This window comes from Vibrio sp. Evd11 (assembly GCF_900382755.1).
Taxonomy (GTDB): domain Bacteria; phylum Pseudomonadota; class Gammaproteobacteria; order Enterobacterales; family Vibrionaceae; genus Vibrio; species Vibrio lentus.
The window spans coordinates 1-23360 of the sequence record NZ_OSDX01000063.1; the positions used below are offsets into that span (position 1 = coordinate 1).

Consider the following 23360-nt stretch of genomic DNA (forward strand, 5'->3'; position numbering starts at 1 on the left):
ATTCATCAACGAGTGCCCACACAGATTGATAGGTTTAAATTGTTAAAGAGCTTTGCTTGTCGAAACTTTCTTTTTACAAAGAAACCTTTGAAAGCGGACGTGAATTCTAGCGATTTAATTTTAAGTGTCAAACACTTTTTAAAATCAACTCCTTTCGAACTTTCCGTCTTACTGATTACCGCTGAAGCCTTGTAGCGTCTGCCGTTTCAGTGAGGCGGCATTATAGAGATCATCGAAAAAATGGCAACCCCTTTTTTGATAAAAATTCAAAAAAATTGCTTAAGTGTCTACTTTTACGTCAAAACCCACTTTCACAGGCTAAAGCTAATACAATCAAGAGCATATAACTTAGAATTTCGCGACTAGATCTTTCGAGAATGTCTCTATATCCAGTTCTATACTCCACTTTTCACTCAGCTCCACTATGTTATCTAGCGATTTCTGAACCGTTTTTATCGTCAATGTATTGTTATCTAGGTCGTATACCTGTTTTTGCGTAGTGTAATAGAAGTAAAGGATAGTTAATGCTTCTCGATCGCCTTGCTCAGCTTTTGGTTGAATACGCTTGAGCTTACGATAGATTTGATTATGAATTTGTTTAAGGTTCCACACATAAAGGGCTTCTTTAAAGTAATCATGACCTTTCACACGACTCGCAATAAACGCATTCAGTGCGACTGATAAAATCACCCCGAGTACATTCAAATGGAAGTTACCTGTTGTTTCCCCAGTAACAGATCCAACTGAACCAAAAAGTTCAATCAGAATGCTACCGAATACAATGGCAAACAAGGCGAGTGACCCAACCAATGACACCAACAGCAAGTTCATCTTCTTTCTATATTCTTCTTTATTAATCTTCTGTAACTTCATCGACTACTTCCTTATGTAAGTCACCTAATAATTTGCGCATACTATCTATGTAAACCTTGGTTCGCTTCAACCTTTACCATCTTGTAATGTGGTCACTCTCTATTTAATACGTAGAGTTATTCTGATCAGTACTATACATAACTCCATTTGACTTCATTAATAGAAAAGAGTTACATACCGCCATAATTTTGGTTATTCATCAATTCATGTTGATAAAGTCTGTTTCGCTTTATCACACACTGACAAGGTACATTTCATGCGTTCATTTGTATTACGCGCTCGCGCAGCCCCTACAGAGAGCAAACTTATCTTAGAAGGTGTTGGGCAAGACGCTCATACTGAGATTCTGGCTCATACTCTGATGAACACGATCTTCGTTGCTCAATCTCACCGAGAGAATGTCACCGTGCACCTTGTGTTAGAGAGTACTAAAGACTTTTCACGTACGATTACTTTCGATTCAAATGAGATCACCAACATTGGCGGCTTTCATGAGTCGGCATTGTTATCAGCGGTAGTGCGAGCAGTTGACGCTTCTCAAGGCATGACCAAAGAACAAACTCGTCAGGTTGAATCAGGTATCACTGTTCGTACAATGAGTTTTGAAAAGTTGGTTAAAGAACTGGCTGAAGACCACCAGCTGTACATGATGGATAAGAAAGGCGACTTTATCCGTGAAGCAGAGATTGGGGAAAACCCATGTTTCCTTCTAACTGACCATATCCCGATGCCGAAGAAAAGCTACAACAGCTTGAAGCGTTTAGGAACGGAAAAAATCAGCTTAGGTCCAAACATGTTGTTTGCTTCTCAATGTGTTGTATTGATCAACAATGAGCTGGACATTCGCGGGTTCTAATCTCCGAACTAATAGTCTAAACACAAAAAGAGCTCAACTAAGTGAGCTCTTTTTTGTTATCTATCTCTCGGTATCAATGGTGCTATCTCGTAATCAGAACTGATTAACCAAAGATGAAGCTGTATAGGAAACCCGCACCCATCGCCATACTTAGGATAACGAATAGAAATGCTGCAATCATTTGGTTTTTGAAGATTGATTTAAGTAAGATAACTTCTGTCAAACTTGCACCCGCACTACCAATGATCAATGCCATTACCGAACCTAGCGCCATACCTTTCTGTACTAGAGCAGCACTTAGTGGGATTACCGCTTCAGCACGAATATACAGTGGAATACCAATCACAGCCGCGACAGGAATCGCATACCACATACCTTCACCAGCGTACTGTGCAATTAGGTCTGTAGGAATAAAGCCGTAGATGAATGAACCAATCGCGATACCCATCATTAAGTAAGGGAAAACTTGTTTGAAGTCTTTCCAAGTTGAGAACCAAATTCTCATCCAACGGTTAGGTTCTCTCTTCTCTACAATTTCCACCGTCGCGCTTCCATCCGCTGAACAGCATGAAACCGTTACTTGTGGTTCTTCTTTTTTAGAATCGCAGCAAGATGTCTCTTTTGCCATTACTGGTGCAGGTTCACCACATGCACTTGTACCACATGAAGATTCCGTTTTAGCTGGTGCTGCTTTTTGAGGAGCAGAATCACCACAGCTAGTGCCACAGCTTGAAGAAGAACCTGTCGATTCATACGCTTCAGGTTTTACGTAACGCTCAAAGCCAAGCTTCTCAAGTGCGTAACCTGCCACTACCGATACTGTCATTGCGACTAAGAAGTAGAACACAGCCACTTGCCAGCCGAAGGTAATCACGAACAAACCAATGATCACTGGGTTCAAGAAAGGGCTACCGAATAGGAAAACCATCATTGGCCCAAAACCGGCTCTTGCACGCAGCAATCCTTTTAGGAAAGGAATGGTCGAACATGAACAGAAAGGTGTAATTGCACCCAATAGTGCTGCAACCACATAACCCTTACCATTACGTGAACTCAAGATAGATTGAATCTTTTCCGGTGTAAGGAACTCTTGAAGAATCCCAACAATGTAGCTGATCGCTAAGAAAAGGATAATTAGCTCTACTGCTAAGAAAGCGAACATATCAAGTGCGTCTTTTAGCATTGTTAACATTTCATTGCTCATAATTAACTCCAAACTGGATTGAAGGTCGGGCTCTATGAGAAAAGTAACCAACCCTTAATTTCGAATATTCTCGAATTATAGAAATAAACAGATCCAGATCAAGAATTATTTCGATAAAAATCGAAATAACTTTCTAAAACACATTTTTTCAATGACTTACACAGCCATCGTTTTTAAATTTGAATTCAGCATACATTTCGACTAACATCGAAATTAAATCTTGAGGAGTTAATATGAACTTAGAAGTCGTTGCGAAAGCACTTAAAGAGTTGGGCCACCCTATTCGCCTAACTATTTATAAGAGTGTCGTTAAAGCTGGCTACCAAGGCATTGCAGTTGGCGGCCTACAAGAAGAGCTAGGTATCCCTGGTTCCACCTTGTCTCACCATATCTCAAGCCTAGCGTCGGCAGGCCTCATCAGTCAAAGACGAGAAGGAAGAACCCTATTCTGTGTAGCAGAGTATGAGTGCCTAGAAGGTGTGATTGATTTCTTACAAGACGAGTGTTGCGTAAATGAACAGTGCAACTAATGCATCTCTGAACGGGGCACCTTTGAATAGGGCATCTTTGAACTTAGAACAGGTTTGGGCTGAGTATCAGCAAGCGTTAAAGTCATTCTTGCATTCTAAGGTCAACAACACCGACGATGTAGACGACTTGCTTCAAGAGATCTTGATTAAGACTTATCAAAACCTAGACAAAATCCAAGATACAAGCAGCGTAAAATCGTGGCTATTCCAATTAGCCAATCACACGATCATCGACTTCTACCGTAAGCACGCTCGACAACAACGTGATAGCCAAATTGATGCTGAAGATCTTTGGTTTACCGATTTAGACCACAATTCTGAGTTTAAGCAGAAGCTTTCGTTGTGTATTGAACCCTTTATTCAGGCGCTGCCAGAACAAAGTTCATCGTTACTGCTTGCTGTCGACATCAAAGGCCAAAGCCAAAAAGAGATCGCAGAGGCTCAAAACATCAGCTACTCAACGGTTAAGTCTCGTGTTCAGAAAAGTCGCGGGGATCTTAAAAATCTGTTTGAAGAGTGCTGCAACCTATCACTTGATCAACAAGGTAATGTCATTGATTGCGTGCTTAAGCCAGACGCCAATTGCAGCAAGTGTTAATCGGTGTATTGAATCGGATATTGAAATAGAACAAAGCCAGCAATTGATGCTGGCTTTGTTGTTTTCAGAATCTGTAAATCACTTTGCTTCAGCTAACCTAGTATTTAAGCTAACCTAGTGCTTGAGCGAACCTAGCTACGCTGCTTCCGCTTTGACGACCGGTTGATAGCGCCCAGGCTTATGGTTCATCGCTAGAATCAAGTTGGTGACTATCGCACCAAGCACAGACAATAGAACCAGTGACACGTCAACAATAAACAGTGAAAGCACTACAATCGTACAGTCTAACGCCATCTGAACCTTGCCCGCTCGAATACCAAAACGTTCTTGTAAGAATAACGCCAAAATGTTGAAGCCACCCAAACTCATCTTATGACGGAAGATCACCAGCATGCCGGTACCAATCAAGCCACCACCGATTAAAGCTGCATACAATGCATGAATTTCGGCAATTTGAATCACGTGATACAAGTGATCCACGGCGAACGAAACAATCGAAACCGCGATAAACGTATTGATGGTGAAGCGCCAGCCCATACGAGCAACCGACAAAATATAGAAAGGTAAGTTAAGTGCGAAGAACACTTGGCCAAAGCTTAGGTCTGTTACTTTGGTAATGAAGATCGCTAGACCAGCCGTGCCTCCGGTGAGCAAACCGACTTGGTTGAAAAAGATAACGCCGAGTGAAACCAGTGAGCTACCTAAGAGCAGTGCCAGTAAATTTTCGCGAAGGTTATGATCTTTATCCATGTGAATGACTCTCCCTGAATCTTTGAACATCGCGTTTCAGTAGTTTTGAAACGATTTACGCCCAAATTTACGATGTTTGACAGATAAGTCGAGTGAACGAGCAATGTTGCTTAGTGATTAGTTTGTATATTAGTTTTTACAGTTTTGTGAATTCTTCAATTAAACAGATAGTTAAAAACCTGTAGTTAGGCTTTTATTATTAACTACACGCTTCTATCGCAGAATGAGTGAGCTTCGAGTTTTCCTATTTATTGGTCACGTTTCGCCCTGACTCTAGCGATGCTTAAATCTATGCATAAAACGCATAGACTAAATCACAAAAGGTCATTTGATACATACCCTACTCGTCATTATGATGCGCGACTTCTTACAACATTGAGCGCATGTAAACACCTTATGTTTTCACAATCTCTTTTTGCCCAATTGGCCAGAATGACGCTATTCCTCGTCATTAGTTTGGTTATTGTGCATCACAGTCAGCCATTAATTGATCTCTTGGCTCAGCATGCCGTGAGCAGTGGATGCCACCACCAGTCAGCGCATGGACATTCTGGGCACGAGCATCACCATGATATGACAGACCAACACATGTCAGCGCAAAACCACTCACATCACCACCATTAATTTAAGAGTATTAGAATGAGCATTTTCCGTTTTCCTTTACTGGTATGGCTTGGGATCGGCACACTTATTATCAGTCTAGGGATCAGACAATCATTCGGCATTTTCATGATGCCAATTTCAGAGCATTTCGGCACCGGCCGTGAGTTTTTCAGTTTCGCTATAGCTCTACAAAACCTGTTGTTCGGTGTGTTCCAACCTTTTTTGGGCATGGCCGCTGACAAATGGGGAGCAAGACGCATCATTATTGCTGGCGCATGTGCTTACGGTTTGGGTTTACTTCTTACCTCAATTTCTACCGAATCAAGCATGCTTTACGTTTCATTAGGCGTATTAGTTGGTCTTGGGTTGAGTGCGACGAGCTATGTGATCGTGTTGGGCGCGGTAGCAAAAGTAGTACCTGCAGAGCACGCAGCGAAGGCATTTGGTTTAACCACAGCAGCAGGTTCATTTGGTATGTTCGCGGTAATTCCGGGCGCGCAATACATGTTGAACGAATTTTATTGGCAAAGTGCGATGCAAGTATTTGGCGTGCTTTGTTGTTTGATGATCTCATTTGCACTATTTATGCGAGCACCGAAGTCAGCAACCAATAAACAAGTAGAAGACACCCAGACGCTAAAAGAAGCGCTGTCTGAAGCGTTTTCGAACAAAAGTTATTGGTTGATTCACGCGGGCTTTTTCGTGTGTGGTTTCCACGTGATGTTCATTGCGACGCACTTACCAAGTTACTTAGCCGACAAAAACTTACCTGCGAGTAGTGCAGCGATGGCACTGGCTTACGTTGGTATCTTCAATATCTTCGGATCTTACTTCTGGGGTGTTATGGGCGATAAGTTCAGCAAACGTCATGTAATGTCGGCACTGTACTTAGTGCGTACTGTAGTTATTGGTGCGTTTGTGACTTTGCCAGTGACTGAGTCAACCGCGGCTATCTTCGGTGCGGCGATTGGTTTCTGTTGGTTGGGTACGGTTCCGCTAACGTCTGGTTTAGTTCGTCAGATCTTCGGTGCCCGTTACCTGTCGACGTTGTACGGCTTGGTATTCTTTACTCACCAAGTGGGTAGCTTCTTAGGCGCTTGGGTTGGTGGTCGTATTTACGATTACTACGGATCTTACGAGCCAATCTGGTGGTCAACGGTGGTACTGGCATTTGCAGCAGCACTGATCCATTTGCCTATCAATGACAAGCCGATTGAGCGACTGAAATTGGCAATGGCTTAACGTTTTATGCTGACTCCCCCACTAGCGTAAGCAACAAGTCGTTCCAATAAGCGAGTGAGTATTGAAAGAAAGTATCCTGATATGCTCACTCGCTTTTTTGTTGGTCGTTATTATCCAAATGATAACTAACGAAACTTGCATAAACCTCACTGAATAATAAGACTATTCTTTTCGTTTTAATTTATAGTATCCACTCGCTCCTTTAAAACTAATTCGCAGGCTTATGGAATACCTAGATCAGACCGCCCTTATCGCGATGGCACTCATTTTTGTCGGCTCGTTTGTACAAACCGCAATCGGCTTTGGCTTGGCTATTGTGGTTGCCCCGTTGTTGTTTTTGGTCTCACCTGACTATGTACCTGCGCCTATCTGTCTCGTTGGTCTGTTCATTTCGGTATTCAACGCGTTTAAACACCGAGCAAACATCTCTATTGGCGGATTGAAAATCGCACTATTGGGCCGCATTCCTGGTTCACTGGCTGGCGGGGCTTTGTTGGTAATGGTTTCAACGAGCGTATTGTCACTATGGTTAGGCTTATTGGTAGTATTCGCCGTGATTGTTAGCTTACTTCCATTCAGGTTAGAGCCAACGCCTGCCAAAATGGGCATCGCGGGGTTCTTCTCAGGCTTCTTCGGTACCAGTTCAGGTATTGGTGGGCCGCCAATGGCACTCCTGCTTCAACACCAAGATGCCAATCAACTTCGTGGCAATCTTTCTGCGTTTTTTGTGTTTAGTTCTATCATTTCATTACTGGTACAGATCCCAATTGGCTTCTTCACCATGCACCATTTGATCATCACAATCCCGTTGCTGCCTGCGGCTTGGTTGGGTTACAAAGTGGCGTTATTGACGACGCAAAGCATCCCTAAAGAGAAAATACGCATCGGTTCTTTACTGCTATGTTCTATCAGTGGCTTTACTGCAATTTGGCAGGGCTTAGCTAGCTAGTGCTTTTCGATAAAGACGGGAAGGAGAAAAACATCTTAGAAAACCAACACAGTTCAAACACCCAATAGATAAAAGGACGCTCTATGACTTACGACGAATTCAATGCATTCTGCCAGTCACAACCTGCAACCAGTTATGTGATGCAGTGGAATAACTCTCACGTCTGGAAAGTGGGTGGCAAGGTGTTTGCGATAGGTGGTTGGGGACCAAATGACGAGCCTGCGTTTATCTTCAAGGCATCCAATCAGAATTTTGATTTCCTGAAAGAAGAGTCAGGCTATAAACCTGCTCCCTACTTTGCTTCGCGCGGAATGAAGTGGATTCAGCTTTTTGAAAGCACATCAGAAAGAGATAAGGAGCTGAAGTATTACCTCACTGAATCACACCGAATTGTATCTTTAGGGCTAACCAAGAAGAAACAAGCAGAACTCGGACTCAATCAATAACGTTTGTCACGTATTGCGACTCTGAGCCCTAGTTTTTTGTAGTGAGGAACAATGACTAGGAAGTCTGTTTCAAAAATGCAGGTAAATAGCGTTCTATTTTTTGCTCAGACATGAGCGGCACCAATAAATAAATTAAACTCGCAAAAGCGATAGATCCGGCTAAGTCTTCAGGTCGATGCATGCCAAGCCAAACACGGCTATATGCGACACCACCAGCCCAAACCAACAAACCGCCGACTAAATAAAAGCGTTTCGCCTCTAGGAACAATCCTCCAAAAAACGCCAAACACACACCTACGAAAATCATGTGTCCAGATGGGAAAGAGTAGTCGGTTTCACCCAGCCAATGACGTGTTCGCCACTCGCTCACCTTATCTTGTACAGACTCAATAGCAGCATTCTTTTCTACCAATGGCAGTTCGTAAAACAGCTCTGGCATTTCAACTACTTCTTGCGTCACCAAATACTCAGAATAAGGACGAGGGCTCTCAGTGGAATGCTTTAAGAAGGTTTTCGCTGCAAAGCTAAGCACCAACAACAGGCCGAGCTGCAGACAAAGGCTGACTAACTTAGCTTTGGAAAACTTCATCGTGAGCAATACTAAAGACAACACAGCGAGCGTCACCAAGAACCCTTGATTACCTGCTGAGTAAGTCACGAACGTCATTAAGACGCCATAGAAAGGCAAAACCGCACTTCCAAGATCAAAGTCCGATCCAAAGATCAAAAAAGGTACGAGAGAATACAAACTTAGAACGAGCAGTAATAAGCCTTTGGATTTGTTAGAGAACAGAGAAGTCATGGCTAAGACCTTTTGAATAAAGTGGTCGGATGCTATCGCAGCTTAGCATCGCCAATATCAATTTTATGTCAAAACGGTCAGTGAGCTGTCATGGCGTAACAATATCCGATTAATGCGGAGCTTGAATATTGACTCAGTGAACAGCCACGCCAACACCAATAATGTTCACCATCCACTTATGTTCATAGAGAAAATAAAGACCACAGAAATCAAACGAGACAAAGGCATCATCCCACTAAAGACTGCCTGACGTGTTCTGCCGATAAAGTGAACACTTACCGGATTATAAGGCCAAAATCTTAAATACTTTGCTGTCAGTCCTTTAAATCCACTATTGAAAGGATTACCATCTGGTCTGCTTTCAAAAGCAAAATAGATTATTAATTTTTATTCTCAGGGCGGGGCGAAATTCCCCACCGGCGGTATGTCCTTAGCAAAATCTAAAGATAAGCCCGCGAGCGCTCGATTCGTCGAGGTCAGCAGATCTGGTGAGATGCCAGAGCCGACGGTCATAGTCCGGATGAGAGAGAATGAAAACACACTCGTTTAAGTTGGAAAGGCGTGCCCGCGTGAGCTGGGTTCATACCTCCAACTTAGACGGGTGCATTTCGTTTTGGATAAAACCATAATGAGCTAAAGTCTCTTGTAATGAGTAGGCTTTGCTGTGCTCGGTTGAGATCCCTCATACAGCCCTGATTCTGGTGATATTTTAGGAGTTTAACCATGAATCAGTCTTCACTACTTGCCGAATTTGGCGAACCAATCACTCGCGTTGAAAACGCACTGCAAGCTCTACGCGAAGGTCGTGGCGTACTTTTACTCGATGATGAAGATCGCGAGAACGAAGGTGACATCATCTACTCTGTAGAACACCTAACGAACGCTCAAATGGCGCTTATGATCCGCGAATGCAGCGGCATTGTGTGCCTATGTCTAACCGACGAGCAAGCAAACCAACTTGAACTTCCACCTATGGTTGTTGATAACAACAGCGCAAACCAAACTGCGTTTACTGTCACTATCGAAGCAAAAGTGGGTGTAACGACAGGTGTTTCTGCCGCTGACCGTGTAACAACGATCAAGACAGCTGCAAACCCAACAGCTAAGCCTACTGACCTCGCGCGCCCTGGTCACGTATTCCCACTGCGCGCTCGTAAAGGTGGTGTACTTGCTCGCCGCGGTCACACAGAAGGCACTGTGGATCTGATGCAAATGGCTGGTCTTCAATCAGCAGGTGTACTGTGTGAAGTAACCAACCCAGACGGCACAATGGCAAAAGCGCCAGAGATCGTTGCTTTCGGTAAACTACACAACATGCCAGTACTGACCATTGAAGATATGGTGATGTACCGCACTGAGTTCGACCTTAAGCTTGCTTAACGTTTAACCCTCAATGCTAAACACTTAGCACTGAGGGTAACGAAACTCAGAAATGAACATTGAAAGGCTTCATTCTTACTGCTTTTTCTAGTTAAAAGCATAAAGGGTGAGGCCTTTTTCATTTCCTACTCTAAGCTCTAAGGTCCACCTCCACGCCAACGACTAACCTCTCAAAAAATTCTGCAAAATATGAGAAACATTCACTCGAATGGTGAAGTCATACACCATTATTGGTCATTCATAATTACAGTAAAAACATAACTCGCTGAAATATAACACTTATTCATTTTGGCACGGTGTCTGCACTACCACTAAGTAGGTATGCAGGTATTAGGAGTTGGATATGTTTGTAGTTATTTCAGTGGGTTTATCGATTGCAGTGCTTGCTGCACTGTTTCACTTTTCAAAAAAGAGACAAACAGCGCTATCACATAGGTTTGAAACCTTGGTTCTGCTCAGAGAGTTATTGTTGTTATCACGCAAACACCGTGCAGCAACGCATTATGCTCTGGCCTATAAATTGTCTAGCGACTCGATTCGTAAAGTGAATAAGATTTACGACAACATACTTGAGGTGTCTGAACTGCTTCAATCCCATGTGTCGTTCGATAGCCGTCCTATGTATCGCATCTACCACCTCAAGCTCATCGCCATGCACAGCGACTGGCAAAACCGCAGCTTGGTGCGTAACCAATCAATTCATGGCAAAACGATTCGTCACAGCATGTTCTTAATGGATGAGGTAATGATCATTTGGTTGATTCAGTCTGAACGAGAAGACATGAGCCGTGAGTACCACATGAATTGGCAACAGATCTTAGACTGCATGGAGATCTTGACCAAGTTACGAATGTGTATCCCTGAAATAGAAAAGGCGGATATGGAGAATCCTGAGGAGTATGCGAGATTCAAATTCTACGCATCTCAGACACACCGCAAACTCAACCAATTATCGATTATCTGCCCTATCAGCAGTGGGTCACCCATTTGTACACGTGCGATGCATGCACTTACCGAGATCGCATCAAGCACTGAAGCGACCCAACCAGCAGATAGCATGTACGAGTTAACCAGTGATATCTCTACTGTGGTATCGCAAGTCTACGACCAAGTATTATCAGACATTACCAAAAGCTTGTATCAGCCTTTACCTAGCATCAACGATAATGCGATGAACACCCGATTATCCGTACATCATTACATGTAAAGACTTCGTGAGAGGAGAGCGTGCTGGAACTCTGAATTATTGAGTTCGAATCCGATATCACCTTTGATATCGGATTTTTGTATTTATGGGCTTATATATTTATTTGGTTCTATTTTAGGACGAGACAAGTTATAAGCGATGTAAGCTTAAACGTCTCCAGATTTGATATCGCTAGACCAAGCTTCTGCTGCAAAATCAATGAACTGACGAACAACAGGCAGCTGATAACTGCGAGACAAGTACACCGCCCAAAGCACGCTACTCGGTGAAACAAAATCATCCAAAATTCGTTTCAGCTTCCCTTCAGCTATCAACGGATTCGCTAAATCACAAGGTAATCGCACAACCCCTTTGCCATGCTGTGCGGCGCGAGCTAACACCCCAACATCGTTGGCCTTAATAGTCCCCGACACCTCAACCGAATAATGTTGGTTATCCTTAACAAAATCCCACTTAGAGACACTCAAATGACGAAAACAATTGTGTTGTCTAAGCGCTTCAACCGTTTCAGGTTCACCGTGTTTGTCTAGGTAGTCTTGTGAGGCACACACCACCGAATCAATTTCCATTAGCTTTCGAGCAATCAAACTATCGTCAGGTTGATCGGTATAGCGCAGCGCAATATCGATTCTATCATCCACCAGCTGAGCAAAATGGTCAGAAGCAAATAGCTCTACCGTGATACTGGGATGAAGCTCTGTGAACTGTTCAACCACACTCAACAGCATATGTTGAGTCAAGCCAATTGGGGCTGCTATTCGAATGGTTCCGGAAAGAGCATCGGTTTGATTAAGTGCAGTGACTTCTAGCTCCGCCGTTTCATGGAGTATTTTTTCGCAACGTTGTAGCGCAATCTCCCCTGCTGTCGTCAAACTTACCTTACGAGTCGTTCTGTGCAGAAGCCTTTGTTTTAACCACCCTTCGATCTCTTGAACATGCCGTGAAACCTGTAAACGGCTCATGTCCAAATGCTCTGCTGCTTGAGTAAAACTGGCGCAATTTGCGACTTCAACAAAGCTACGCATCGCCGTCAACCGGTCCATCACACTCTCCCTTACCGACTTAACCAAGCCTATTAGATAACTGTATAGATACAATCTACATCATTTCACGATATTTATCGCAATCTAGTGAGCTATTAGACTGCAATGGCTGTCGAGAAACAGACTCAATAAATTAGATAATTGGAGAGACATTATGAAAATTGCAGTATTAGGCGCATCAGGTTGGATTGGTAGTCACATCGCTCAAGAAGCTCAATCTCGCGGACACGAAGTTGTTGCTGTTGTAAGAGATGCAAGCCGCGTAGAAATCAGCGATGTTGAAGTTCGTTCATTTGATTTACAAGATGAAGCGGCAAGTCTAGCGACCGCTTTCTCAGGCGTTGATGCGGTAATTGCTTCGATTGGTGGACGCGCTCTAGGCAATCACGACATCGTAAAAAAAACAGCAGCTAAGTTGCTTGATACATTGCCAAGCATTGGCATCGAACGTCTACTTTGGGTAGGAGGTGCAGGCTCATTAGAAGTGGCGCCAAACGTACCGTTAGTTACCGTTCCTGACTTCCCAGCAGATTACAAAAACGAAGCGCTAGCACAAGGAGAAGCGCTCGAAGCCTTCAAACAGTCTGATAGCCAGGTTAATTGGACGTTCATTAGCCCAGCGGCAGAAATATTCCCGGGTGAGAAACTGTCGACCTACCGCACAGGTGGTGATCAACTGCTGACTGACGAAGATGGCAACAGCAAAATATCCGTCAGCGATTACGCTATTGCGATGATTGATGAACTAGAAGCTGGCAAGTTCCCGCGCCAACGTATTGGTGTTGCTTACTAGCTTCCCCCGTTCATTAGGTACGAAAAATCATAGACACATAAAGATAAACGTTAAAAAGCCGCTTACTTAAACGAAGCGGCTTTCTGTTTTGTTCATCGAGATAATCATCATATCAGTGGTAAATGACCCGTTTTCACTAGGATAACCGTCTCTTCTTCCACATAAGGGAAATGCTCACTCATGTGAGGGCTACGCATCCATGTGTGTTTTGGATACTCGCCATGTTCATCTTTAAAAGTGCCCGACAACACAAAGATCTCTTCACCACCAAAGTGACGGTGCGGCTGAAAACGTTCGCCAACAGGCCACTTCACCAAGGCCACATTTTCGTGCTCAAAACCATGCAGCGGCATCACTTGTAAGCCACCGATGCCCGGAAGCCATTCCGTTTCTAGAGTATTGATACGAACTTGAGTTAAGTCTCTCGCATCAAATTGGTTAAGCTTAACAAAGATCGTACAACCATTTTTGCTTGATGGAGAATGCGCACTACCCGGCGGATTACGGATATAAGTGCCCGCGGGGAAATCTCCAGTTTCATCAGAGAAAACGCCCTCTAACACGAAGATCTCTTCGCCTTGTGGATGTGGGTGCTCAGAAAACGAAGATTCAGGATCGTACTTCACCACACTGGTCGTGTGACCCGATTCTTTCTCTTCTCTTTCTAGCGGCTTACGCCATACCCCTTTGGCAGGGCTCGCGATCCAATCTAATGTCTCGGTTTCTATAACCAGTCTCTTTGAAAAGTCCATGTTGAACATAGTGGCGACCTTACTCTTGTTATCGTTTTAATTATTATTGTTGTCTTTCTCGTTTCTATTCTACGCGAATACTCATCAAGGAGGCCACCTCGCTGCTATTTGCCTACGCGGCAGCCTCCTAAAAAGAAGCCTAATTAATTGCGGCCAGCAATCACACCGCCATCAACATCCCAGATTGCACCTGTGACCCAATCAGCACTGTCTGACAGTAAGAAAGAGATGCTATTGGCGATGTCTTTCGGCAGACCTACTCGACCAATTGGGTGGAATGCGTTGAAACCTTCTAACGCTTGATCCACTTCTTCCGGTTTAATGAAAGATTCGTAAATCGGTGTTTTAACCACAGCCGGAGACACTGCATTCACGCGAATGTTATGCTCAGCCAGTTCCATTGCCATGTGTTGTGTTAATGCGTGCAGGCCAGCTTTAGCCATTGAATAGGCAGAAGATGGCGTCGCTTTGATTGCTTGCTTACCCCACATAGAGCCAACGTTAACCACACTGCCGCCGCCATTCTTGATCATCAATTTACTTATCGCTTGAGTGATGAAGAAGGTTGCTTTATTAAGCTGCATGTATTGCTCGTAATCAGATTCTTGGTGTTCAATAAACGCTTTAGGGTTGAAGTAACCTGCAGCATTCACAAGGTAACCAACACCTTCATCTAACGACTCAAGGTGTTCGATAAGGCGAGCCACACTCGCATCATCATAAAGGTTAGCTTGCCAACCCGAAGCGTGACCGAGCGATTGTAGTTCTGACACCGCTTTATCTAACTTAGTTGGGTTATTGCCGACAACCAACACATGGATGTTTTGAGCGACTAACTGCTTCGCTGTTTCAAAGCCCATACCACTTGTGCCACCGATTACTACTGCAATACCATTTTTAGTGAAGTTCATTTTGTTATCTCCTAAGTCATGTGAACGTGGTAATCTTAGGCTTTTAACTAACACTATGAATAGTAAGTACAAATCGGTTAGGTAGGTACTTATTGGTACATCTTTATGAAAAATAAGGAAAACTTTTTTTCAAGAAAATCAGCACCAGAGCGCTCAGCTCGCATGGTAGAAACCATCTATGGCTGTAAATGGTCGCTAACGGTTTACCAATTATTGGCAAATGGCATTAATCGCCCCGGTGAAATGGTGCGCTCAGTCGAAGGGCTATCGACCAAGGTGTTGAATGAATGTTTGAAGCGAAATGTAGAATTCGGGATTTTAGATAAGCAAATGTTCAACGAACTGCCACCAAGAGTTGAGTACCAAGTGACACCGTTCGGTGAGAAGTTCTTGTTGATTCTAGACCAGCTGGAAAACCTACAAAACGAAATCGACGAGATGTAAGTTCGAGCCAGTCCAACTATTGCCAAAAAACAGCAGACAGAAAAAGGAAGGCAACAAGCAGCACTTAGCTCACTGGCATTTGCTCAAAGCGACCTTTTACAAAATCAATGAAGGTTCGAATTCGGCTTGGTTGATAGCGGTCTCGATGGTAGATCGCTGAAAAGTCCACTTTCGGCACCACCCACTCATCAAACACTTGCACTAGTTGTCCGTCATTGAGTTCTTGTAAGCAATAGATGGTGGGAACTCGAATAATCCCGTTGCCCGACTTCGCGCCCTGTACCAACACTCGTCCATTCTTACATTGCAGCCTGCCCGTCACATGCACATCGACTGTTTTCTTGGTATCGTCCAACGCTTGAAAACTCCACTTGCGCACCGATCCCGTTAAGCAGTCATGGTGGATTAGATCTTTAGGATGATTTGGCTTCCCTTTACGAGCGAAATACTCAGAACTCGCGAGTGTTCCCATCTCAATGTCTAAAAGCTTTCTTGCGATAAAGCCCGCGTCTTCTAAGCTTCCCATTCGAAAGGCAATATCAAACGCATCTTCAATCAAATCAACTCGGTTACTACTAAAATCAAGGCTAATACTGATGTCTGGGTAGAGCTGCATAAACTCATTCACCAAATCCGCGATGATCACCTCACCAAGATAACCGCCAACACAGTTTACTTTTATGTCGCCACGTACTTCTTCGACATCATCCACAGCAGCAATCAGAGCTTGGTCTATATTATCTAAGGCTTGTTCGCATCTCGCGTACAGATCTTGCCCTGCGTGCGTCAATCTCAAGGTTCGAGTAGTGCGGATAAACAACGTCACGCCCATCTGCTTTTCTAGGCTACTCACTTGGCGTGATACGTGGGAGCGCGACACATCAAGCTCCTCCGCTGCTTTAGTGAAGTTACCTAAACGAGCGATAAGCACGAAAGAACGAATATCAGACAGGTTTATTTGATTGAGCATGGTCGCCAGCTTAGTTGTGAGATTTTAAGATGATGAAGTAATAAAGTGTGCACCTTTATTGTTGCACCACAGCAACAGTGTTTCAAGTAAAGCGCTATATATCAACAATGCTATTTTCCTTAATATACCTCCATCGCAACGAAGCAAGGCAACAAGCACTTGATTCGAATGCACTTAAACAACACGTCGTAACCACCCGACGCAATAAAAGTACAGAGGAAATAAAATGAAAAAACTAATCGTAATTACAGGTGCAAGCTCTGGTATTGGTGAAGCAATCGCTCGTCGTCTAAGCGATGAAGGTCACCCTCTTCTACTTTTAGCTCGTCGTGTTGACCGCCTTGAAGCGCTTAACCTACCAAACTCTCTATCTGTGAAAGTAGACGTAACAGACAAAGCGTCTTTTGATGCAGCAATCGCACAAGGTGAAGCGAAATTTGGCCCTGTAGATGCGCTTATCAACAACGCTGGCGCAATGCTTCTTGGTCAAATCGATACGCAAGACGCACAAGAGTGGAAGACAATGTTCGATGTGAACGTGATTGGTCTTCTAAACGGCATGCAGTCTGTACTTGCTCCTATGATGGAACGCAACACAGGTACTATCATCAACATCAGCTCTATCGCGGGTAAGAAAACATTCCCAAGCCACGCAGCTTACTGTGGTACTAAATTCGCGGTACACGCTATTTCTGAGAACGTTCGTGAAGAAGTTGCTGCTTCAAATGTTCGTGTTACCACTATCGCACCGGGTGCTGTAGAAACAGAACTTCTGTCTCACACTACATCTCAAGAAATCAAAGACGGTTACGATTCTTGGAAAGAAGACATGGGCGGCGTACTGGCAGCTGACGATATTGCTCGCGCTGTGTCATTCGCTTACCAACAACCACAAAACGTATGTATCCGTGAGATTGCTCTAGCACCAACTAAGCAACAGCCATAGGCCTTTGCTATCGCTACTAAACAAGCGATGAACTAAAAAAGCGCCACTACTTATTCAGTAGTGGCGCTTTTGTTTTGATTCAATCTAATTGCTAGTAAGAAGCGTGATTAAAACTCAACGCGATAAACTGATGTGCTACCACTTACTTCGTTACCAACCGCAATAAAGTGGTTGCCAGAACGAGTGAAATACTTGATTGACTCTGGACCTAAGTCACCTGTTTTCGCGTTGTAAGTATCGTTGTCGCAATCACCATCTTCATCAACCTTGGTACACACTGGCTGAGTAAAGTCGCGGTTGTTTAGATAGCTGATGAAACTTGAACTCTTAGGCTGCGTTACGTCGTAGACCATAATGCCACCTTGGCGCTCAAGCCCAATAAAGGCATACTGCTTGCCGTTAATCTCAGCGACTTCGATCGCTTCAGGTTCTACCCCTTTATCATCGCTACGATCATCACCGCTTTGGTTGTTATCATTGGTGCTGTTGAAGTTTGCAGGATCTTGCTCCAGAACGATTCGAGCAAAATCATCACCGCTATCAAACACGAGCTCGCCTGACTCATCCCAGATAGAGAAAGAACGGCTACCGAATGCTTGAACTTTTTGGTCAGCAGTAAGTGTTCCTTGTGGCTTAATCACCTTAAGGCGAGCCAGTTGCTTATTGTCTTTCAACGCTCCAGCCAATGGGTGGTTAGCGTCGACATCTAGCTTCTTACCACGTACTTCATCGACATAAGCGATACAAAAGTCTTTTTCTGTTGTGTAGTTTTCGGTGCCTTTATAGTCATCACCATCCCACTCAAAACCTTTCTCGTCACACATTTCTTGCGTGGTCTTGATACCATATTCACGACCATCACCTTCGTTCGCAGTCACGATGTAGGTGTAGCCCTCAACACTGTAGCTAGTGATGCTATCAGGCATATAAAGGCCTTCTAACATTGCGTAGCTTTGTAGATTGCCGATGTTTTTGTCTTTATTTGACGCATCTAGCTTAGCATTATCCCAAGGTTTTCCGCCTAGTCCCAGAATCGCATCGACTTGTGCACTCGCCACGTCAATCGCTGCTAATGCATTGTTCTCTTGAAGGGCTACGTAGAGTTTTCCGTTATCAGCAAACGTTAGATATTCAGGTTCTAGATCTTGAGCAACCGTTGCATTCGGCGCCGAGATTCGAACCTTGTCAGTTAGCTCTGCATGGCGAGACTGCCCTTGATTGAATGCCTTAAAATCAATTTGAGTCACTTTCGCTTGCAGAGGACCGTTGGCTAGATCAACCAGTGTGACTGAGCCTTCAGGGTCAATGCTGTAATCCGCATTCGGCTCACCTTCATTTGCAGAGGCAATATAGCGACCATCTTTCGAGAAGCTCACCATGTCCGGTAATGCACCAGCCGTATAAGTAGTGATCAGCTCTAACGTGTCTGAACGATAAAGTGCAATGATGCCGTTTTGTTGCTTGTCAGCATTTTCAATCGCGACAGCAACTAGGCCTTGATGAGTAGACACACTGTTTGCAGCACCGATATCAATACCAGAAGCTGCAGCGGCTGATTGAAGATCGATAGAGCCTTCAGATGTTGGTGCGCTGTCAGAGTCCATCGATAGCACATCAACTTTCTGTGCTTGAGCGTTAACCACATAAAGCTTATCGGTACATGAATCGTAGCTGACGATTTCGGCTGCAGAAGTATCAAACGGGGCGTCAGCAATAGCACGACCAACCAGACTAATCCCAGTAACAGTGGCATCTGTCTTGTTCGGTTGTTGGATGGATTGGCATTGAAGGCTAAAAGCATCAAATGATGTTTGAGATGATGCTGCAGTCGTTGAAGTTGACTGAGAACACCCAACCAGAGCAGAACTTACCGCGATAGGCAGTAATAAATTCAGCTTATTAAATTTACGATTCATATATCCTCCATAATTAGAACCGCGATCATAGAGGGCTGTTATGACAGTTATCTTTCCCTTTTGTTAACAATAGGTGACGACAATCAGTTTTCTTTACCCATAACAACAGTAGGTTAGATTGAGCATTTCATTAACAAGCAAGCAAAAAAAAGCGCCCAAGCTGGCTGGTGCTTGAGCGCCTTTAATAAACTGATTAAATAGCTTAGAAGTTGTAACCACCACCGATCATGAATACCCACGGGTCGATATCAACGTCTGTTTTGAACGTGTCTGTAGCCGTTTTGTATGTCGCTGTAGTACCGATGTCTGCGTACCAAACTGAAGCATTCAAGAACCAATCTTCATTGATCATGTAATCCATGCCAATGTTGGCCGCAAGTCCCCAAGAATCATCCAAAGACACATCCGTTAGGCCTGCATTTTTGCCGTTAGCATTCAATCCTTCGTCAAAGAATACAGTGTAGTTGATGCCCGCACCTACGTAAGGACGGAAGTCGCTGTTCGCTTCACCAAAGTAATATTGAACCATGAACGTTGGCGGAAGGTGTTTAGTATCAGCAATTTTGCCTAGACCGTTAACAGAAATGCTGTGAGAAAATGGGCTTGCTGCTAGGACTTCAAAACTGATGTTGTCAGTGAACATGTAACCGAAAGTAAGACCAAGTTGAGTATCAGAATCTACTGAAAACTCTAGGTCTGGATTGTTAAGCACTGCGCCGCTGCTATCGTTTGGAGACACTGTTGCTGCACCTGCACGGATGATGAAATCACCTTCTTTATGAGCAAGAACATTGGTTGACATAAGAGCCGCAATAACCGCAATACCACATACTGTTTTTTTCATTATAATTTCCTTTGAGGGCTTAATTTTTATTGGTGAATGAGTAATCATTTCTTATTTTGCGTGCAAGGTAGCATAGAATAACCCTACTTTATTGATGGAAATCAATTTGTGAAAAGTTGTGATTATTTATGTAAATTTATATCGACCCGATCACTTTATTCCTTCATTTTATTGACAGTTTTGTAATGCAACTTTCCCGTGCGTCATCTTGTTAATTCACCCCCCTCACTTTGCCCAGATCTCTTCGGATCAAAATAGAGCAAGCCAACATCTCGTACGCATCAATTTGGTGCAGGTCTACAAGAATCACCCTCTCCTCGTTTAATATTCAATGAGTTACATTTGGCTTAGTGCTTGCAGGTCTCTATTCATAATCATAAATACATTGAGGTTCTGACTATGCAAGACACTCTAACAATCGTTCTGGCCGGCGGTGTTGGCTCTCGGCTTTCTCCTCTCACCGATAACCGTGCAAAGCCTGCGGTACCCTTTGGTGGCAAATATCGAATAATCGATTTCACACTCGCGAACTGCCTACACTCTGGGCTTCGCCAAATTTTGGTGCTGACTCAGTACAAGTCGCACTCTTTGCAAAAACATTTAAGGGATGGTTGGTCGGTGCTTAACCCCGAGCTCGGCGAATACATCACCAATGTTCCCCCACAAATGCGAACGGGTGATAGCTGGTACAGCGGGACGGCTGATGCGATTTATCAAAACTTGTATTTGCTGTCTCGCAGTGAAGCCAAGCATGTAGTGGTGTTGTCTGGCGACCATATCTATCGCATGGATTACGCGCCAATGCTCAAGCAACACAAACAGAATGAAGCCCACTTAACGGTAGCGTGTATGGAGGTTTCGATTGATGAAGCCAAAGAGTTTGGTGTGATGGAGATAGACGAATCTCTGCAGATCAATAACTTTACCGAAAAGCCACGTTACCCTGCGTGTGTACCCGGTAGGCCAACTCGAAGCATGGCTTCCATGGGGATTTACATCTTTGATAAGGAAGTACTGACACAGGCATTATTGGCAGACGCAGAAGATCCAGATTCAAGCCACGATTTTGGCAAAGACATTATTCCTAAGTTGGTCGGTAACAACAGCGTTTACGCGTACAAGTTTGGTGATGAAGAAGGACGCGTAACACAAGATGCGTACTGGAGAGATGTGGGTACGATCGACTCATATTACCAATCGAATATGGACTTGTTGAAACCAGCCTCGCCTATTGATTTATACCAACCGGATTGGGCAATTCGCACCTATGATCCGCAACTGCCACCAGCACGAACCATCGCTTCGGTAGAAGGTAACCAAGGGATATTCATCAACTCGATGATCGCAAATGGGGTGGTAATTGAAGGCGGTTCAGCGCAAAACTCTATCTTCTTTCCTAAGGTCAAAGTCAGCAATGCCGCAATTGTGATTGATAGTATTCTATTTGAGGACGTTGAGATTGGGCGAAACTGCCATATTCAGAACTGCATCATCGATAAGAACGTTAAAGTGCCTGATGGAACCCAAATCGGCATTGATAGTCTTGCCGATGCCAAACGCTTCCACATATCAAAACAAGGCGTGATTGTGGTGCCGTCTTCTTACGAGTTTAATGAGTCTTAACCTCTAATACTGGTCACTCAGTATTCTTCAGTAACAACCCCTTTACCTACAAAAAAGCGCTCCATAAAAACGGGGCGCTTTTCTAAATTGAATCGAACTACTTAGGTGCTAATTCGTAGTTTTCTTGCATCTCATGTGGGGCGATCCCGTACTCATAATCCGCTAAGTAACCATCCTTATAAACCTTCATCCCCTTCTCATCCCAGCTCACTTTGATCATCGCCGTGTTGCCATCTTCACTACCTAACAGCTCAAGCATTTCTGCATCAATCTTAATGGCTTTGATAGTTTTAATGCGCTTAAACGGCTTAAATTCAGTGGTCGAGGTTGGCAATGAACCATAGCTGCTGATCCATGTCTCTTTAGGTACTAGCCATTGGTTGAAAACATCATCAACAATCGCTTTCGGCATGCTCGCAATAACTACATCGCCCGTCATTACGTTGTTTGTTTCTAAGCTGTAACCGCCCTTACCGTCTGAAACATAAGTAGGGAAATCAATGCCAATCTCAGACTCTGCTGGTAAACGACCTAAGGTGACCGACTTCTTTACGTACAGTTCTGCAGTTTCAAATTGCTGCATGATCTCTGGAATTTTCTGAAACTCAACAGGCGCAGCAAAAGCATTAAAAGCGAAAGAAAGTGAAGCTGCGATGGCAGCGAATTTAACAGGCATTTTCATGGTAACGGATCCAAGTTTAACGAAGCTGTTATGGTATCCCGTACTAACAAATACCTCAATAAACTGCAGCGGCTTATATTTGTAATTGTGATATTGAGTGAAAGAATGAAATCTGTATCAAAAACAGGCGGTTTATAAATTTAAGACTAGAATAAGTCATTGAGGTACGGCTTGAATAAGGCGATAAAATCTAAGTGAGCGAAATCAACTGGAGCAATATTTCGAGAATGAGGTTTTTTTAAACACGTTTGAAATTCACGAAACATAATATGCGATCAGTTCATCGGACTTTCAAGGGAGTAACAAGAGAATATTTGATAACACTGAAGTGAATCACACATGTGCTAATTCTCAGTTGGTTAATCTATGCGATGTTTGCTACGTTTAAATGACACAGTCATTGGAAAGGTATGATTTATGAAAATAAATGTTCAAACACATCATGTATCAATTAACGACGAGTCACGCAAAGACATCGAAGGTAAATTCGAGAAGATATCTAACCATTTCCCATCACTGATTAGCTGCGACATCATCATTACTAAAGAACACGGTCAACATCAGGTTGAAGTATTCACAAACTACGAAGGTGTACGAGTAACAGCAAAATCTACAGACGATGTTATGTACCCAGCTATCGCTGCAGCACTTAAGAAACTTGAAGCAGGCTTAAGTAACCGTAAGGGACAATTAAAATCCGATCTACACGAGAAGCCAACCAGTACGAAGCCAGAAATCGCTTCAGATATCATCCAAGAGATGAAGTTGGTATAACTCCACAGTAGAAGCGCGCTAACGAATAGCAGCGCACAAGAATTGCAAAGCCAGCACATGTTGCTGGCTTTTTCGATCTTTAAACGGAGCAATCCCCTCTCGCTATCAAACCTCAGATTCAGCTCAAATTCATGTCTTCTTTAAATCCCTTAAGTATCTGGTTGCTATACCCGTTCAACTTGAAGATGCAGGCTTGAGAACTTGAAAATTATCATTAATTCG

General features: G+C 43.6%; 26 protein-coding genes and 1 riboswitch. Of the genes, 15 read left to right on the forward strand and 11 right to left on the reverse strand.

Annotation, left to right across the window (positions count from 1 at the left end; translation table 11 throughout):
- Positions 1 to 195, forward strand: a 195-nt coding sequence (locus ED652_RS23900; RefSeq protein ID WP_122055864.1) for a hypothetical protein, incomplete at its 5' end; no start/stop codon positions are given.
- A 153-nt stretch (positions 196 to 348) separates the two neighbouring features.
- Here the strand turns inward: ED652_RS23900 and ED652_RS19490 are convergent.
- On the reverse strand, positions 349 to 873 hold the full coding sequence (locus tag ED652_RS19490) for a DUF3087 family protein (RefSeq protein WP_122055865.1): 525 nt from the start codon (positions 871 to 873) through the stop codon (positions 349 to 351).
- A 256-nt stretch (positions 874 to 1129) separates the two neighbouring features.
- Between ED652_RS19490 and trmY the strand changes: the two genes are divergently transcribed.
- Complete coding sequence (trmY, locus tag ED652_RS19495; protein ID WP_102517200.1) at positions 1130 to 1729, forward strand: tRNA (pseudouridine(54)-N(1))-methyltransferase TrmY; 600 nt, start codon at positions 1130 to 1132, stop codon at positions 1727 to 1729.
- A gap of 103 nt (positions 1730 to 1832) precedes the next feature.
- On the opposite strand, the gene ED652_RS19500 is transcribed toward trmY, so the two are convergent.
- Positions 1833 to 2933, reverse strand: coding sequence for a permease (locus tag ED652_RS19500; RefSeq protein WP_122055866.1), 1101 nt, complete (start codon positions 2931 to 2933; stop codon positions 1833 to 1835).
- Positions 2934 to 3166: 233 nt separating this feature from the next.
- Between ED652_RS19500 and ED652_RS19505 the strand changes: the two genes are divergently transcribed.
- Entirely contained in the window at positions 3167 to 3463 is a 297-nt protein-coding gene (locus ED652_RS19505) for a helix-turn-helix transcriptional regulator (protein WP_004733042.1), read from the forward strand.
- Positions 3447 to 4061, forward strand: coding sequence for an RNA polymerase sigma factor SigZ (gene sigZ / locus ED652_RS19510; RefSeq protein WP_122055867.1), 615 nt, complete (start codon positions 3447 to 3449; stop codon positions 4059 to 4061). The genes ED652_RS19505 and sigZ overlap by 17 nt, the downstream gene beginning before the upstream one ends.
- A 135-nt stretch (positions 4062 to 4196) precedes the next feature.
- Here the strand turns inward: sigZ and ED652_RS19515 are convergent, their stop codons facing one another.
- The gene (locus tag ED652_RS19515) at positions 4197 to 4811 is read right to left on the reverse strand and encodes a YitT family protein (RefSeq protein WP_102545625.1); all 615 of its coding nucleotides are present in this window, start codon (positions 4809 to 4811) and stop codon (positions 4197 to 4199) included.
- 396 nt (positions 4812 to 5207) lie between these two features.
- Here ED652_RS19515 and ED652_RS24040 point away from each other — a divergent pair, with 396 nt between their 5' ends.
- The 4 genes from ED652_RS24040 to ED652_RS19530 all read left to right on the forward strand — a co-directional run bounded on the left by ED652_RS24040 (position 5208) and on the right by ED652_RS19530 (position 8051).
- Complete coding sequence (locus ED652_RS24040; protein WP_162929964.1) at positions 5208 to 5435, forward strand: hypothetical protein; 228 nt, start codon at positions 5208 to 5210, stop codon at positions 5433 to 5435.
- 15 nt (positions 5436 to 5450) lie between these two features.
- The gene (locus ED652_RS19520) at positions 5451 to 6656 is read left to right on the forward strand and encodes an MFS transporter (RefSeq protein ID WP_122055868.1); all 1206 of its coding nucleotides are present in this window, start codon (positions 5451 to 5453) and stop codon (positions 6654 to 6656) included.
- 223 nt (positions 6657 to 6879) lie between these two features.
- On the forward strand, positions 6880 to 7605 hold the full coding sequence (locus ED652_RS19525; RefSeq protein ID WP_162929965.1) for a sulfite exporter TauE/SafE family protein: 726 nt from the start codon (positions 6880 to 6882) through the stop codon (positions 7603 to 7605).
- Positions 7606 to 7688: 83 nt separating this feature from the next.
- Positions 7689 to 8051, forward strand: a complete 363-nt coding sequence (locus ED652_RS19530) for an MmcQ/YjbR family DNA-binding protein (protein WP_102577311.1) — start codon at positions 7689 to 7691, stop codon at positions 8049 to 8051.
- Between the two features lie 55 nt (positions 8052 to 8106).
- On the opposite strand, the gene ED652_RS19535 is transcribed toward ED652_RS19530, so the two are convergent.
- Positions 8107 to 8853, reverse strand: coding sequence for a phosphatase PAP2 family protein (locus tag ED652_RS19535; protein WP_122055870.1), 747 nt, complete (start codon positions 8851 to 8853; stop codon positions 8107 to 8109).
- Positions 8854 to 9238: 385 nt separating this feature from the next.
- A riboswitch (FMN riboswitch) is annotated at positions 9239 to 9389 on the forward strand.
- Positions 9390 to 9576: 187 nt separating this feature from the next.
- Between ED652_RS19535 and ribB the strand changes: the two genes are divergently transcribed.
- The gene (ribB, locus tag ED652_RS19540; RefSeq protein WP_017054827.1) at positions 9577 to 10233 is read left to right on the forward strand and encodes a 3,4-dihydroxy-2-butanone-4-phosphate synthase; all 657 of its coding nucleotides are present in this window, start codon (positions 9577 to 9579) and stop codon (positions 10231 to 10233) included.
- Between the two features lie 343 nt (positions 10234 to 10576).
- The gene (locus ED652_RS19545) at positions 10577 to 11440 is read left to right on the forward strand and encodes a hypothetical protein (RefSeq protein WP_122055871.1); all 864 of its coding nucleotides are present in this window, start codon (positions 10577 to 10579) and stop codon (positions 11438 to 11440) included.
- Positions 11441 to 11586: 146 nt separating this feature from the next.
- On the opposite strand, the gene ED652_RS19550 is transcribed toward ED652_RS19545, so the two are convergent.
- A complete protein-coding gene (locus tag ED652_RS19550; protein ID WP_029225576.1) occupies positions 11587 to 12483 on the reverse strand; it encodes a LysR family transcriptional regulator in 897 nt (298 codons plus the stop codon).
- 154 nt (positions 12484 to 12637) lie between these two features.
- Here ED652_RS19550 and ED652_RS19555 point away from each other — a divergent pair, with 154 nt between their 5' ends.
- Positions 12638 to 13276 carry an NAD(P)-dependent oxidoreductase gene (locus ED652_RS19555; protein WP_122055872.1) on the forward strand — a complete coding sequence of 213 codons (639 nt, stop codon included), beginning with the start codon at positions 12638 to 12640 and terminating at the stop codon, positions 13274 to 13276.
- 107 nt (positions 13277 to 13383) lie between these two features.
- Here the strand turns inward: ED652_RS19555 and ED652_RS19560 are convergent, their stop codons facing one another.
- Positions 13384 to 14037, reverse strand: coding sequence for a cupin domain-containing protein (locus ED652_RS19560; RefSeq protein WP_122055873.1), 654 nt, complete (start codon positions 14035 to 14037; stop codon positions 13384 to 13386).
- Between the two features lie 134 nt (positions 14038 to 14171).
- Positions 14172 to 14939, reverse strand: a complete 768-nt coding sequence (locus ED652_RS19565; protein ID WP_122055874.1) for an SDR family NAD(P)-dependent oxidoreductase — start codon at positions 14937 to 14939, stop codon at positions 14172 to 14174.
- A 105-nt stretch (positions 14940 to 15044) separates the two neighbouring features.
- Between ED652_RS19565 and ED652_RS19570 the strand changes: the two genes are divergently transcribed.
- On the forward strand, positions 15045 to 15383 hold the full coding sequence (locus tag ED652_RS19570) for a helix-turn-helix domain-containing protein (RefSeq protein WP_122055875.1): 339 nt from the start codon (positions 15045 to 15047) through the stop codon (positions 15381 to 15383).
- Between the two features lie 64 nt (positions 15384 to 15447).
- Here the strand turns inward: ED652_RS19570 and ED652_RS19575 are convergent, their stop codons facing one another.
- Positions 15448 to 16353 (reverse strand): LysR family transcriptional regulator, encoded by a 906-nt coding sequence (locus ED652_RS19575; RefSeq protein ID WP_122055876.1) that lies wholly within the window; start codon positions 16351 to 16353, stop codon positions 15448 to 15450.
- 226 nt (positions 16354 to 16579) lie between these two features.
- Between ED652_RS19575 and ED652_RS19580 the strand changes: the two genes are divergently transcribed.
- Positions 16580 to 17299, forward strand: coding sequence for an SDR family oxidoreductase (locus ED652_RS19580; RefSeq protein ID WP_010433036.1), 720 nt, complete (start codon positions 16580 to 16582; stop codon positions 17297 to 17299).
- Positions 17300 to 17406: 107 nt separating this feature from the next.
- Here ED652_RS19580 and ED652_RS19585 read toward each other — a convergent pair whose 3' ends face one another.
- Both ED652_RS19585 and ompW read right to left on the reverse strand, forming a co-directional pair.
- Positions 17407 to 19215, reverse strand: coding sequence for a choice-of-anchor I family protein (locus tag ED652_RS19585; RefSeq protein WP_122055877.1), 1809 nt, complete (start codon positions 19213 to 19215; stop codon positions 17407 to 17409).
- Positions 19216 to 19417: 202 nt separating this feature from the next.
- Entirely contained in the window at positions 19418 to 20059 is a 642-nt protein-coding gene (gene ompW, locus ED652_RS19590) for an outer membrane protein OmpW (protein ID WP_076668371.1), read from the reverse strand.
- A 399-nt stretch (positions 20060 to 20458) separates the two neighbouring features.
- On the opposite strand from ompW, the gene glgC reads away from it, so the two are divergent.
- The gene (gene glgC, locus ED652_RS19595) at positions 20459 to 21682 is read left to right on the forward strand and encodes a glucose-1-phosphate adenylyltransferase (protein ID WP_122055878.1); all 1224 of its coding nucleotides are present in this window, start codon (positions 20459 to 20461) and stop codon (positions 21680 to 21682) included.
- A 97-nt stretch (positions 21683 to 21779) separates the two neighbouring features.
- Here glgC and ED652_RS19600 read toward each other — a convergent pair whose 3' ends face one another.
- A complete protein-coding gene (locus ED652_RS19600; protein ID WP_102485878.1) occupies positions 21780 to 22364 on the reverse strand; it encodes a hypothetical protein in 585 nt (194 codons plus the stop codon).
- 417 nt (positions 22365 to 22781) lie between these two features.
- On the opposite strand from ED652_RS19600, the gene raiA reads away from it, so the two are divergent.
- Entirely contained in the window at positions 22782 to 23138 is a 357-nt protein-coding gene (gene raiA, locus ED652_RS19605) for a ribosome-associated translation inhibitor RaiA (protein WP_017106206.1), read from the forward strand.
- The last annotated feature ends 222 nt before the right edge of the window (positions 23139 to 23360 follow it).